Source organism: Ruegeria sp. BF10, assembly GCF_056538725.1.
This window is the reverse complement of record NZ_JBQFTR010000001.1, coordinates 1,505,864-1,518,825: the sequence shown is the minus strand read 5'-3', so window position 1 is coordinate 1,518,825 and position 12,962 is coordinate 1,505,864. Positions and strand designations below refer to the sequence as shown.

Below are 12,962 nucleotides of genomic sequence, written 5' to 3'. Positions count from 1 at the left end.
AAAAAAGGCCCGGTGTATACGGGCCTTTTCTTTGGATTCGCGGCTTAGGCCATTTCAGGTTCTGCCGACGCCTTCAGGTGCTTCATCAGGTTTTCCGGCGAGGACACGCCATAGGGGTCTTCCGGGCAGTTATCCATCAGCCCCGGCTCTTCGAACCACGCCTCGACAACGCCATCATTGACGATGGCCGCGTAGCGCCACGAACGCATTCCGAAACCCAGATTGTCCTTTTCGACCAACATGCCCATTTTCCGGGTGAACTCCCCCGATCCGTCGGGGATGACTTTTACGTTCTTCAGGTTCTGATCCTGGGCCCATTTGTTCATCACGAAGCTGTCGTTGACGGACATGCAGTAAATCTCGTCGATCCCCATGGCCTTGAAATCGGCATAGCCGTTCTCAAATCCAGGCAGCTGATAAGTCGAACAGGTCGGGGTGAACGCACCCGGCAATGAGAACAGGATCACGCGCTTACCGGCGAAATAGTCGGCTGTCGTCTTGTCTTCCCAACGGAATGGGTTTGGTCCTTCGATGGAATCGTCGCGGACACGGGTGTGAAAGGTCACGTCGGGCAGTTTTGCGCCGGTTTTCATAGTCAAACTCCTGTGATTCACATATGATTTTGGTGTGAGTTAAAACAGTTCCAAACCGCATTCAATCGCGTAAACGCTGGGATGGCGAATAAGGCCAACCTCTTGCTAAATATCGGATTTAAATCGCAAATACGAATATGCGCATGATGCCCTTCTGCGCTTGCGAGGATGCAACGCATAGCGGCTATGCGCCGCTGGTGTAACACCGCGCTTCTGTCTATGTTATGAGCGACAAGAGTTGACCCAAAGTCAGGAAAACGACCGTGCGAGATCTGAAGATCCCCGAACAGCGCCATCCGGAAAAAGCCCACCGTCCGGACAATGCACAGCCCAAGAAACCAAGTTGGATCAGGGTCAAGGCACCTGGCGGCAAAGGCTATGCGGATACGCGGCGGATCATGCGCGACAACAATCTGGTGACGGTCTGCGAAGAAGCAGGGTGCCCCAACGTAGGGGAATGCTGGAGCCAGGGTCATGCCACCATGATGATCATGGGCGAGATTTGTACGCGCGGCTGTACTTTCTGCAACATTGCAACCGGTCGCCCCGACGACCTTGACGCGTTTGAGCCCGGTCGCGTGGCCCATGCGGTGGAAAAACTTGGCCTGAACCACGTGGTGATCACCTCGGTGGACCGTGACGATCTGCAAGACGGTGGGGCCGAGCATTTTGCGCAGACCATTCGTGCGGTGCGTCATCGGTCTCCGAAAACCACGATTGAGATTCTGACGCCTGACTTCCTGAAATGTGATGAGGATGTCCTTGAGATTGTGGTCGAAGCGAAACCGGATGTGTTCAACCACAATCTGGAAACGGTGCCAGGTCTCTACCCCGAAGTGCGCCCGGGTGCGCGATACTTCCATTCCCTGCGCCTGCTACAGCGCGTGAAAGAGCTTGATCCGTCGATCTTCACCAAATCGGGCATCATGGTCGGGTTGGGTGAAAACGAACAGCAAGTGCGTCAGGTCATGGACGACATGCGCGCGGCGGATATCGATTTCCTGACCATCGGCCAGTACCTGCAACCGACCCCGAAACATCACGGAGTGGATCGGTTCGTAACCCCGGAAGAGTTCGCATCTTACGAAAAGGCGGCCTATGGCAAGGGGTTCCTGATGGTATCCGCGACACCTCTGACCCGGTCTTCATACCATGCGGGCGACGATTTCGCCCGGCTTCGCGCGGCCCGGCAAGCAAAGCTACAGCAAGCGTGACGCCAGAGCGGATCGCGCAGCTCATCCGCCTGCGCCACGAGTTTCATCAACAGCCAGAGCTTTCGGGGCAGGAGGAGAATACCGCAGCGTGGGTTGCGGATCTTTTGCGCCAAGCGGATGCGGACAGGGTTCTGTGCGGCATCGGCGGGCACGGTGTTGCCGCCGTTTACGACAGCGGCGTTCCCGGCCCCACAGTTGGAATTCGATGCGAACTGGATGGGCTGCCAATTCAGGAACACTCGGATCTGGCTTATGCGTCTCAGATTGCAGGCAAGGGGCATCTGTGCGGCCATGATGGTCACATGGCGATGGTCCTCGGGGTGGCAGAAGCGTTGAAGGACCAGCGCCCGAAGTCCGGCCGCGTGGTTCTGATTTTCCAACCCGCCGAAGAAACCGGACATGGTGCGATTGCTTGCCGGGCCGATCCTCAGTTCGCTGAGGTTTCGCCTGACATCGTGCTGTCTCTGCATAATTTGCCGGGGCTGGAGCTGGGGGCGGTAGAACTGTGTGAAGGCCCCGCGAACTGCGCCTCGCGCGGGATGCAAATCGTTCTGACAGGCAAGACCTCACACGCAGCCGCCCCCAAGGACGGCGTGTCACCGGCAGGTGCTTTGTCCACGTTGATGCCGGCATTGGCCAACCTGGGGGCGGGCGGTGACTTGGATGACACCTACGCTCTGACCACGGTCACCCATGCCACTCTGGGCGAGCGGACAGTTGGCGTCGCACCGGGGCAGGCCGAGTTATGGGTGACCCTGCGCACGGTTTCGGACGCGCGGATGGAGAGCCTGATGGCCGAGGCCGAAGCTTTGGTAAAAAACACGGCGAAGTTCGAAGGGCTGGCGGTGGAAATCAGCTATCACGAGGTGTTCGAAGCCTGCGTCAATAACCGAAAAGCCGTTGCTGTTTTGGCAAAGGCCTGTGCCAAACAGGGCGTCGCGTGCAGGCTGGTCCATCAGCCACAGCGCTTTTCCGAAGACTTCGGCCAGTTTGGCAAAGGCGCGCAGGCGGCCATGTTCTGGTTGGGGGCGGGGCAGGACCATCCGCAACTGCACAACCCGGATTACGATTTCCCGGATGCGCTTATTCCGATTGGAACCGGGATTTTCCTGAGCGCGATTGATGTCGTGCTTCGCAAAACCTGCTAGTCTCGATCCACTTACTTGACCAGATCACCAACGATTCCAACGGCTTCTATAACTGTCTTCGTATCGTCAGATATAGAGAGAATTTCATCATCTACCCGGATATAGCGCTGGCCGGGGCCCAACGGCTTAAGCTTCCAGTTGCCGAGGTCGTCAATGTAATCGAAACTCAGATCATCGGGCAACTTCTGGCCACGCGTATATCTTTTGATTTGACCGGGCGGAACAGCTTTGCCGTTTGACTTGATAGATTTCTCTACCTTGTTTTTATTGGCACCTTGCCCTTTGCCCTTGTTATCCTTTGCAGCACCCGAACTTGCAAGTGCCACGATCGCCATAACGACAGCAACTGTCGCGACTACACGCTTCATCCATAGTCCTCCCAAGCTGATAGGAAGGGTAAGGGGGGCAATGATGCCTGTCTATTGTTATTCGGTTTTTTGAATTTGGGGCGCTGGGTCGACACTCAAGTTGCCCGACAATAGTACATTTAGTTGTCGGTAAACCGAACCTTGCCGATAAACGGCAGGTTGCGGTTGCGCTGCGCGTAGTCGATCCCGTAACCCACGACGAATTCATCCGGAATTTCAAAGCCAATCCAGTCTGACCGGAAATCAACTTCGCGACGGCTGGGTTTGTCGAGCAGGGCAATCGACTTGAGCCGTTTCGGCTTGCGGCTTTGAAGCAACTTGGTGACATGGTTCAGCGTGTGTCCGGTGTCGACGATATCTTCGACCACCAGCACGTCGCGGCCTTCGATCGCGCCGCGCAAGTCCTTGAGAATGCGCACTTCCCGGCTGCTCTCCATCGAATCGCCGTAAGAGGACGCCTCAAGGAAATCTACTTCGATCGGCAGGTCCAGTTCCCGCACCAGGTCGGCGATGAAGACGAAACTGCCGCGCAGCAATCCTACGACGACAAGCTTGTCCGTATCGCCGAACTCATCCGTTATCTCGCGGCATAACTCCTCGATTCGGGCGGCGATGGCCTTGGCCGAGATCATCTCATCTATCACATATGCGCGGTTAGTCATCGCAGCCCCCTTGATCTTTGGCGCGCAACATACGACATGACGCGCCATTGTCACCTGCAAATACCGGACATCATGCCAATCCATTCGGAAACCCGCCACCTGCCATACACAGCCCAGCAGATGTATGATCTTGTTGCGGATGTGGGCAGTTACCCCAAGTTTCTGCCCTGGTGCGCCGCGGCCCGGATCCGCAAGACCTATGCGGTTGGTGAGGCCGAGGTGATGGAGGCCGATCTGGTCATCTCGTTCAAAGTGTTCCGCGAACGGTTCGGCAGCCGGGTGACCCTGTTTTCCGATCAGAAAAAGATCGATACCGAGTATCTGGACGGGCCTTTCAAATACATGAAATCCGACTGGCAGTTCGAGGACGCGCCCGATGGGGGCTGCAACGTCTCGTTCCATGTGGATTTCGAGTTCAAGAACGCCATCCTGCAAGGGATCATCGGCGTTGTGTTCAACGAAGCCATGCAGCGGATCGTCCGCGCCTTCGAGGCGCGTGCGAAAGAACTCTACGGCTAGGCCTTTACCCTGCAAGGGCGCACGCTAGACTGCGCCCATGACGGATTTCACGGCAGCATTGGCCACCTTCGCGGCGGGCCCGGTTTCAACGACGGCTCAGGCGCGGATTGTCACGTCGCTGTCCGTTCTGGATTGGATGGCAGTTGGTCGTGCTGGGGCGTCCGAGCCGGTGTCCTGCATCGTTCGCGATATGGTCCTGGCCGAGGGCGGGAACGCTCAGGCCCACCTGTTCGGAGGGGGCGCGGCCCCATTGCGCGGCGCGGCTTTGGTGAATGGAACCATATCCCACGCGCTGGATTACGATGACACGCATTTCGCGCATATCGGGCATCCGTCAGTCGCCATTCTTCCTGCGGCCCTTGCCGTGGCCGAGTGGGATGACCGCATTCTGGTCGATCTTCTCGAAGCCGCGCTGGTCGGTATGGAAACGTCAATCCGTGTCGGCCTGTGGCTGGGCAGGGGGCATTATCAGGCCGGGTTTCACCAGACAGCGACATCCGGTGCATTCGGGGCCGCTGTTGCCGTGGGGCGGTTGCTAGGATTGGATGAAACCCAGATGCGCTCCGTATTGGGTTTGACGGCAACGCGCGCGGCCGGGCTCAAGGCCCAGTTCGGAACCATGGGCAAGCCTTACAATGCCGGGCTAGCCGCTTCGGCCGGGGTCGAGGCGGCTGTGCTTGTTCAGCGTGGATTTCAGCCCAACGCCGACGCGTTGGAAGGCACGTACGGATTTGGCGCGACCCATCAGGGTGCAGCGGATCAAGGCGCGCTGGAGGGTTTGGGCGATGAATGGTTGTTCGAAACGGTAAGCCACAAGTTCCACGCCTGTTGTCACGGCCTGCACGCGGCCTTGGAAGCGGCGCGCGCGCTGGACATCGCGGAACCCGAAGTGGCCGAGATCAAAATCAAAACCCATCCCCGTTGGATGAGTGTGTGCAATCAGCTGTCGCCCACAACCGGGCTGGGGACCAAGTTCTCTTACCGGACGGTCATCGCGATGCAGGCGCTGGGGTACGATACGGCTTTGCCGGGCAGCTACACCGACAAGGTCTGCGCGGACCCGCGCATTACGTCTCTGCAAGACCGCATCACGGTCGAAGCGGATGAAAGCCTGTCGGAAACGCAGGCGCATCTGGCCTTGCTGCGTCGTGACGGTATTCGCCGCGAGGCAACGCATGACCTGATGACCCCAATGTCGCTGTCTGACCGCGAGGATCGTGTGCGCGCCAAAGCGTCGAAGCTGATCGGAACGGATAAGGCGGACGCGATCTGGTCGATGCTGCGCACCGGCGGTCGCGCCCGTGATCTGGCCGAACGTATGGCGGGTTAAGCCACGCGCCAGTGCAGCGGAAAGCCCGGGTCGAACACAGTGACAGGTCCATCGCCCGTGTCGATCTTTGACGGGTATGCAACCGGCTCGCCCTTGGTCAGGGTGATCTTTTCCTCGTTCACGGGCAGGCGGTAAAAGCCCGGCCCGTTCAGCGAGACGAACGCCTCGAGCTTGTCCAGCGCACCTTCGCGGTCGAACATCTCGGCCACCAGAGACATGGTATTCGTCGCGGTGAAACACCCCGCGCAGCCGCAGGCCATTTCCTTGTTGGCATCCGTGTGCGGAGCGCTGTCCGTGCCCAGGAAGAACCGCGCGTCACCCGACGTGGCGGCCGCCAGCAGGGCCAGGCGGTGTTCCTCGCGCTTGGCGACCGGCAGGCAATAGTAATGCGGTTTGATCCCGCCAACCAGAATATGGTTGCGGTTGATGATCAGGTGGTGCGCGGTGATCGTCGCGCCCAGATCCGCCTCGTTGGCTTTGACATAGTCCACACCATTGGACGTGGTAATATGTTCCATCACCACGCGCAGGCCCGGCGTCGACTTGCGGATCGGGTCCAGAACGCGGTCGATGAACACGGCCTCGCGGTCAAAGATGTCGATCTCGGCGTCGGTCACTTCACCATGAACACACATGGGCAGGTCGATCTCGGCCATTTTCTCCAGTACGGGGCGCACTTTGTCAAAGTCACGCACGCCCGAGGCCGAATTGGTCGTGGCCCCCGCCGGGTACAGCTTGACCGCTTTTATCAGCCCGCTGGCATGGGCGGCCGCGACGTCCTGCGCATCTGTATCCTCGGTCAGGTACAGGGTCATCAGTGGCTCGAACGTCATGCCGTCGGGCAACGCAGCCATGATACGGTCACGGTAAGCGGCGGCCTGATCGCCGCGTACAACCGGTGGCACGAGGTTCGGCATTATGATCGCACGAGCGAAATAACGGGCGGTTTCGGGCAGAACGGCCTGCAACATGGCGCCATCGCGCAGATGCAGATGCCAGTCGTCGGGGCGGTGGATCGTGAGGGTATCAGTCATGATCTTCCGCTAGCATAGCTGCCCTGAAAGACCAACCAGCCCGGAACGTGTTGGCGAAAAAACTTGTCAACCAACCGGAACGTCGTAGCTCTGACAGGGGCTAGGGCCTTGACGCAAAGGCGCATGCGTGACCTGTTTGTCCGCGAAGAAGAGAGGGGTTCCATGACGCAGCCAAATTCCATCGATGCCGTACAGCAGATGCTGGGAAGTCAGGGCTATGTCTGCGGTCGCGCCCTTGCCACGGTTGTGTTCCTGTCGCTGAAGCTTGGACGCCCGTTGTTTCTGGAAGGCGAAGCAGGTGTCGGAAAGACGGAAATCGCCAAGGCGCTGGCATCCGGTCTGAACCGCCGCTTGATCCGGTTGCAGTGCTACGAAGGTCTGGACGCGTCCACGGCCGTTTACGAATGGAATTTTCCGGCTCAGATGGTTGCGATCCGAACAGCCGAGGCTTCGGGCGGGGCCGACCGGGGCGCGTTGCAGGCGGAACTGTTTTCGGATGAATACCTGATCGAACGCCCGCTGCTTCAGGCAATGCGCCCGGACGAAAACGGTGCACCGGTTCTGTTGATTGACGAATTGGACCGGACCGATGAGCCGTTCGAAGCCTTTCTGCTGGAGGCCCTCAGTGATTTTCAGGTCACGATCCCTGAACTGGGCACTGTTGCAGCACCCGAACCACCCATTGTGATTGTCACGTCGAACCGGACGCGGGAAGTGCACGATGCCCTCAAGCGTCGCTGCCTGTATCACTGGGTCGATTATCCCGATTTCGAACGCGAGATCGAAATTCTGCACGCGCGCGCGCCCGAGGCCGCCGATGCGCTCAGCCGCGAAGTCGTGGCTTTCGTTCAGCGTCTGCGCACCGAGGACCTGTTCAAGAAACCCGGCGTGGCCGAAACCATTGACTGGGCCAAATGTCTGCTGGCGCTGGACGTGATGAACCTCAGCCCCGAGGTGATCGGTGACACGCTGGGGGCGATCCTGAAATATCAGGACGACATTCAAAAACTTCAGGGGTCCGAGGCCAAACGCATCCTCGACGAGGCCAAGGCCACGCTCGAACCGGTCTGATGTTTCATCTTTTTTCAAATACTCCGGGGGCATGGGGGCAGAGCCCCCATTACGTCTGATGGCCGAGCAAATCCCGCTGGATATTCCCGACAACCCGAAGCTGGCGCAGAACATCACCCATTTTGCCCGCGCGCTGCGGAAGGCGGGGCTGCCGATTGGTCCGGGGCGCGTGATCGATGCAATTCGCGCGGTACAAGCTGCGGGTTTCACCCAGAAACGGGATTTCTACTGGACGCTGCACGCCTGTTTCGTGAACCGCCCCGAACATCGCACGGTGTTTGCACAGGTCTTCCGAATGTACTGGCGCGACCCGCGATATATGGAACACATGATGGCCATGATGCTTCCTGCCATTCGGGGCGTGCAGGAGGATCGCAAGGCGGATGCTGGCGAAAAACGCGCGGCTGAGGCCCTTCTGGACGGTGTCGAACAGGACACGCCCGAACAGCCGGTGCAAGACGAAGGCGAAACTGAAATCGAGATTGACGCCACGCAGACGGCATCGTCCGAGGAGCGTCTTCGCAATCTGGACTTCGAACAGATGAGCACCGCCGAAATCGCGCAAGCCAAGCGCGTTCTGGCGCGGTTGACCCTGCCGGTCAAACCGATTGAATCGCGCCGCGGACAGGCCAGTCATCTGGGGCACCGTATCGACCGCGCCCGCACCTTGCGCGCAGCCATGCGGCAAGGGGGCGAATTGCGCGATATCGCCCGGCTAGAGCCCAAACCGCGGTGGCCAAACCTTGTGGCCCTGTGCGACATCTCAGGTTCAATGAGCCAGTACAGCCGTGCCATCCTGCATTTCCTGCACACGGTCTCGAACGCCAAGGGGGCAGGTTGGGCCAAGGTTCATGCCTTCACTTTCGGCACACGCCTGACCAATATTACCCGCCACCTGCATCATCGGGACGTTGACGCAGCGCTTGCAGCTGCCGGGGCCGAGGCGCAGGATTGGGAAGGGGGCACACGCATCGGCGACTGTCTGCATCAGTTCAACAGAGACTGGTCAAGACGTGTCATGGGGCAGGGGGCCGTTGTTCTGCTGATCACCGACGGTTTGGAGCGGGGTGACCCGGAGAGCCTCGAGAAAGAGATCGAGCGGCTGCACCTGTCCTCAAAACGCCTGATCTGGCTGAATCCGCTGCTGCGCTGGGACGGGTTTGCCCCCAAGGCTCAGGGGGTGGCAGCCATGCTGCCCCATGTCGACAGTTTCAGGGCAGGGCATTCCATAGCCTCGCTCGAAGATCTGGCCTCTGTGATCTCACAACCCGATGACCAGGGGCAGAAAGCACGGCTGTTGGCCGCGCTTTCCGAATAGTTGCCTATGACAACTGTTCTTCGTTGCACTTACGCGCCATCTCCATGGCTTTGTACGTGCCGGTCAGATCGACGGTAAATGCATAGGATGTCTCGGGAAACACGATCATGACCTTTTTCTTGGCCAGATCATCCGCGAATTGCGGGCTGTCTGACAGGACATAGCCACCGGAATAGCCCTTGGTGATATTGCCTTTCATGCCTGTGGCTTCACCCAGATAGATGTTGTCCCCGATCAGGATGGCCACTTCTTGCGTCTCGCCACGTTTGATGTCGGTCTCGGCTTTGGTGAACACCCCCACATATCCCACGCCGCGATCTTCGGTCAGGCCCATCTGAACGACGTTTTCCGCATCGTCCACGGCCTCGATCAGGCAGGACTTCTTTTCGTTGTCGATGAAGACTTTCCAGCCTTCTACTTCTCCGTAGCGTTCGAATGTGTCAGCCCACGCTGCGGTTGAAGTCAAAAGGCCAACCACTGCGCCCAGTGCAAGAAAATGTTTCAACTGCTTGTCTCCGAAAAAATGTGTTTGATACGTGGCTCGGTCGCTTGGCCGGCTGCCCGCGCAGGCTAAAACCCGTGGCACTAACAATCAATGCTGTGATTTCTTGAATGCAGTTCAGGCCTTAGCTTCTGCTCGCTGGGTTCAATATAGACGTTTTGACAGGGGCGTCGCGCTTTTCATCACGCCAATCCTGCTTATGTTGGGAAACAGACGACGTCTGGAGGTTCTGATGGAGCGATTCGACAACAGCCCGGAAACGGCACTGAAGTGGCACCGCGATGGCAGCGGCGCCGCCCTTGCCACGGTTGTCGAAACCTGGGGCAGCGCGCCGCGTCGGGTTGGTTCCCAGCTGGTGATCGGCGGCGATGGCCGGATCGAAGGCTCGGTGTCGGGCGGCTGTGTCGAAGGCGCGGTGATCGTCGAAGCGCTTGAGGCCATTGACGAAGGCGAAGCCCGCTTGCTGGAATTCGGGGTGAGCGACGAAGATGCCTTTGCGGTCGGGCTGGCTTGTGGTGGAACCATTCGCGTCCTCGTCGAACCCGTTGGAAAGGTTCTGCCCGAACCGATGCTGGCGGAACTGGTTGCAGCCCGCGCAAGGCGCGAACCCATCGCTTATGAAGTCAATACCGATACCGGGCACAGAGCCTTGCGCCGAAACGCCTATGCCGAACGGCTGCGCATGGATCGATCAGGTTTTGAAGAAGATGGCCGGACCTTTGTGGCCGTTCACAACCCGCCGCTGCGATTGATCATTGTCGGTGCGGTTCACATCGCGCAGGCGCTGGTGCCGATGGCGCGAATTGCCGGGTATGATCCGACCATTATCGACCCGCGCGACGCATTTGCCTCCAACGCCCGTTTCCCGGGGGAAACGATCCTCACGGATTGGCCGGATGAGGCCGTTGCAAAACTCGGGCTGGATGCGCGCACCGCAATTGTCCTGCTGACGCATGATCCAAAGCTGGATGATCCGGCATTGCAAGCTGCACTGGATGCGGATGTGTTCTATATCGGTGCATTGGGATCGACACGCACCCATTCCAAACGCGTCGAACGTGTGAAGGCGGCGGGTTTCAGTGATAAGCAAATCTCGAGGATTCATGGGCCAATCGGGTTGGATATCGGGGCTGCCGGCCCATCCGAGATTGCCGTTGCAGTTCTGGCGCAGATGACGGCCGTTCTACGAGGCAGGGCATGAGGTTTGGTCCGGTAGCAGTCTCCGAAGCGATAGGTGCCATTCTAGCCCATTCGGTGACGGCTGACGGGCAAAAGCTGCGCAAGGGGCTGTCACTGCGGGCAGAGCATGTTGCGCAGTTGACGCAGGCGGACATCCGCGAAGTGATCGTTGCCCGCCTTGAACCCGGCGATTGCCACGAAGACGAGGCCGCACGTCATTTGGCCGCAGCTCTTGCGCCAGATGCGGCGTCGGCCAATCTGCGCGTGACCGATGCGTTCACCGGCCGGGTCAACCTGTTGGCGGACGGGCCGGGCGTGGCGGTTCTGGATGTGGATGCGCTGGAAATGTTCAATCGGGTCAACCCGATGATTACGGTTGCGACGGTTCCGCAGTACCAGCAGATGGGCCCGAAGGGCATGGTCGCTACCATCAAGGTAATCTCGTATGCCGTGCCAGAGGCTGATGTTCGGCGGGCCGCCAATCTGGCGCAAGGGGCCGTGCGTCTGGCAAGACCCGTTCACAAGACGGCAGGTTTGATCGTTACGGATATCCCCGGAGGCCCCCCCAATGACAAGGGGATCGCCGCCATTCGCGGACGGACCGAAGCCCTGGGTTTGGATTTGTGTGATGTGCAGATCGTGCCGCATCGCGTGGATGCGCTGGCCAAGGCGGTTTCCAGAACGACCGGTGATTTGCTGATGATCCTGACTGGTTCCGCGACCTCGGACCCGGACGATGTTGCGCCGTCTGCTGTTCGGCTTGCCGGCGGGCAGGTGGATCGGTTCGGTATGCCGGTTGATCCGGGGAACCTGTTGTTTCTGGGTTCGATGCAGGATCGACCGGTGATCGGGTTGCCCGGGTGCGCGCGATCTCCGGCGTTGAACGGGGCGGATTGGGTTCTGTCACGGGTTGCCTGCGGGATCGAAACGACCGGGGCAGATATTGCCGGAATGGGTGTCGGAGGATTGCTGAAGGAAATCCCGACCAGACCTCAGCCGCGCGCCAAACGAAAAGAATGATCCGCTGCTGATCCTGAGCGGGGCTGAATTCTGAGGTTGACGCCAGAGGCTTAGACGGATCCGGCCTATGGTTTTCTGAGCTTTGGCAATACGCCGGGTCGCCAATATGCTCCGGTATCCTCCCGCGCTTTCTGATAGGCATCCACTCTTTCTCTGGCGGTCTCTCCGCCGGCGTCAAACAGATGTCCCAGCAGACACTCCAGGACGGCCATTGCCCCCGAAAAACTTGAAAACGGGTGCAAGGTTCGTGTGCTGACAGGCAGGACGACATCCGGTTCCACCCCCGGCGCGATAACCTCGCTATCCGACAACAGGATGATGCGCATCGAACGGTCCCGAGCATACCGCATCGCGTGAATCGTGTCGGCCGAATAGGGGTGAACCGTGATGGCGAACAGACAATCCTCGGCGGTGGCTTCGACCAGATCGTCAATGGCCGAACCCATGTGGCGGGGCACCAGCTGAAGCCCGGGATGGGCCATGCGCCCGGCGTAGTGAAAGTAATAGGCCAGCGCATGGCTGGATCGTGTGGCCGTCACATAACAGCGGCGCGCCGACCTGATGTGCGCGACGGCCTGTTCCGTCAAATGGGGGGCCATGAGGCGCAGCGATCTGGACACGACGTTTATTTCGTTCTGCGCAAACCGTGCCTGCGCCGCACCAGACCGCCCTTGTTCCTTTAGGTGTTCCAGCCAGTCCTGCCCAAACCTGTCCTCACCGTCAGTTGTCAGAGCGTTTCGAAATGGGCGTCGAAAAGCGTCAAAGCTGTCATACCCCATGCGTTGCGCCAGCCGGATCAGAACGTTCGTGCTGATGCCGATGCGATCGGTGGTGGTTCGGATCGAATTCAGCGCAAACTCGGCGGGATGATCGATGATGTACTTTACAGCGACCTGCATTTGCGCAGGCATTTCATCGATCTCGCGGCGCATTTGCGTAACGATGGCAGTTAGAGCGCGGGTCATGCGACAAGCAAAACATATGTTTTCCAATTGGTAAATTGA

14 protein-coding genes are annotated in these 12,962 nt (G+C 59.1%); 8 read left to right on the top strand and 6 right to left on the bottom strand.

Going from position 1 to position 12,962, the window contains the following annotated elements; genetic code table 11:
• Positions 1-44 precede the first annotated feature (44 nt).
• On the bottom strand, positions 45-593 hold the full coding sequence (locus ACR0DJ_RS07725; RefSeq protein ID WP_171116196.1) for a peroxiredoxin: 549 nt from the start codon (positions 591-593) through the stop codon (positions 45-47).
• A gap of 263 nt (positions 594-856) precedes the next feature.
• Between ACR0DJ_RS07725 and lipA the strand changes: the two genes are divergently transcribed.
• On the top strand, positions 857-1,807 hold the full coding sequence (gene lipA, locus ACR0DJ_RS07720) for a lipoyl synthase (RefSeq protein WP_117869117.1): 951 nt from the start codon (positions 857-859) through the stop codon (positions 1,805-1,807).
• The gene (locus tag ACR0DJ_RS07715; protein WP_480684434.1) at positions 1,804-2,955 is read left to right on the top strand and encodes an amidohydrolase; all 1,152 of its coding nucleotides are present in this window, start codon (positions 1,804-1,806) and stop codon (positions 2,953-2,955) included. The genes lipA and ACR0DJ_RS07715 overlap by 4 nt, the downstream gene beginning before the upstream one ends.
• A gap of 11 nt (positions 2,956-2,966) precedes the next feature.
• Here the strand turns inward: ACR0DJ_RS07715 and ACR0DJ_RS07710 are convergent, their stop codons facing one another.
• Together ACR0DJ_RS07710 and hpt are read right to left on the bottom strand one after the other, a co-directional pair.
• The gene (locus ACR0DJ_RS07710; protein WP_425078173.1) at positions 2,967-3,323 is read right to left on the bottom strand and encodes a hypothetical protein; all 357 of its coding nucleotides are present in this window, start codon (positions 3,321-3,323) and stop codon (positions 2,967-2,969) included.
• Positions 3,324-3,442: 119 nt separating this feature from the next.
• Entirely contained in the window at positions 3,443-3,985 is a 543-nt protein-coding gene (hpt, locus tag ACR0DJ_RS07705) for a hypoxanthine phosphoribosyltransferase (protein ID WP_170344548.1), read from the bottom strand.
• Positions 3,986-4,057: 72 nt separating this feature from the next.
• Here hpt and ACR0DJ_RS07700 point away from each other — a divergent pair, with 72 nt between their 5' ends.
• Both ACR0DJ_RS07700 and ACR0DJ_RS07695 read left to right on the top strand, forming a co-directional pair.
• Entirely contained in the window at positions 4,058-4,504 is a 447-nt protein-coding gene (locus tag ACR0DJ_RS07700) for a type II toxin-antitoxin system RatA family toxin (protein WP_299642055.1), read from the top strand.
• Positions 4,505-4,541: 37 nt separating this feature from the next.
• Positions 4,542-5,834 carry an MmgE/PrpD family protein gene (locus ACR0DJ_RS07695; protein WP_480684433.1) on the top strand — a complete coding sequence of 431 codons (1,293 nt, stop codon included), beginning with the start codon at positions 4,542-4,544 and terminating at the stop codon, positions 5,832-5,834.
• On the opposite strand, the gene pyrC is transcribed toward ACR0DJ_RS07695, so the two are convergent.
• Entirely contained in the window at positions 5,831-6,868 is a 1,038-nt protein-coding gene (pyrC, locus tag ACR0DJ_RS07690) for a dihydroorotase (RefSeq protein WP_480684432.1), read from the bottom strand. The genes ACR0DJ_RS07695 and pyrC overlap by 4 nt on opposite strands.
• A 162-nt stretch (positions 6,869-7,030) precedes the next feature.
• Here pyrC and ACR0DJ_RS07685 point away from each other — a divergent pair, with 162 nt between their 5' ends.
• Both ACR0DJ_RS07685 and ACR0DJ_RS07680 read left to right on the top strand, forming a co-directional pair.
• Positions 7,031-7,939: an AAA family ATPase gene (locus ACR0DJ_RS07685; protein WP_170344543.1), complete on the top strand. Its 909-nt coding sequence runs from the start codon at positions 7,031-7,033 to the stop codon at positions 7,937-7,939.
• A gap of 58 nt (positions 7,940-7,997) precedes the next feature.
• Positions 7,998-9,257: a vWA domain-containing protein gene (locus ACR0DJ_RS07680; RefSeq protein WP_480684431.1), complete on the top strand. Its 1,260-nt coding sequence runs from the start codon at positions 7,998-8,000 to the stop codon at positions 9,255-9,257.
• A 4-nt stretch (positions 9,258-9,261) separates the two neighbouring features.
• Here the strand turns inward: ACR0DJ_RS07680 and ACR0DJ_RS07675 are convergent, their stop codons facing one another.
• Positions 9,262-9,762 carry a hypothetical protein gene (locus tag ACR0DJ_RS07675; RefSeq protein WP_171613864.1) on the bottom strand — a complete coding sequence of 167 codons (501 nt, stop codon included), beginning with the start codon at positions 9,760-9,762 and terminating at the stop codon, positions 9,262-9,264.
• Between the two features lie 229 nt (positions 9,763-9,991).
• On the opposite strand from ACR0DJ_RS07675, the gene ACR0DJ_RS07670 reads away from it, so the two are divergent.
• Together ACR0DJ_RS07670 and ACR0DJ_RS07665 are read left to right on the top strand one after the other, a co-directional pair.
• Positions 9,992-10,960 carry an XdhC family protein gene (locus ACR0DJ_RS07670; protein ID WP_480684429.1) on the top strand — a complete coding sequence of 323 codons (969 nt, stop codon included), beginning with the start codon at positions 9,992-9,994 and terminating at the stop codon, positions 10,958-10,960.
• Positions 10,957-11,958 carry a molybdopterin-binding protein gene (locus tag ACR0DJ_RS07665; protein WP_425078178.1) on the top strand — a complete coding sequence of 334 codons (1,002 nt, stop codon included), beginning with the start codon at positions 10,957-10,959 and terminating at the stop codon, positions 11,956-11,958. The genes ACR0DJ_RS07670 and ACR0DJ_RS07665 overlap by 4 nt, the downstream gene beginning before the upstream one ends.
• A 65-nt stretch (positions 11,959-12,023) precedes the next feature.
• On the opposite strand, the gene ACR0DJ_RS07660 is transcribed toward ACR0DJ_RS07665, so the two are convergent.
• Entirely contained in the window at positions 12,024-12,923 is a 900-nt protein-coding gene (locus tag ACR0DJ_RS07660; protein ID WP_480684428.1) for a MurR/RpiR family transcriptional regulator, read from the bottom strand.
• Positions 12,924-12,962 lie beyond the last annotated feature (39 nt).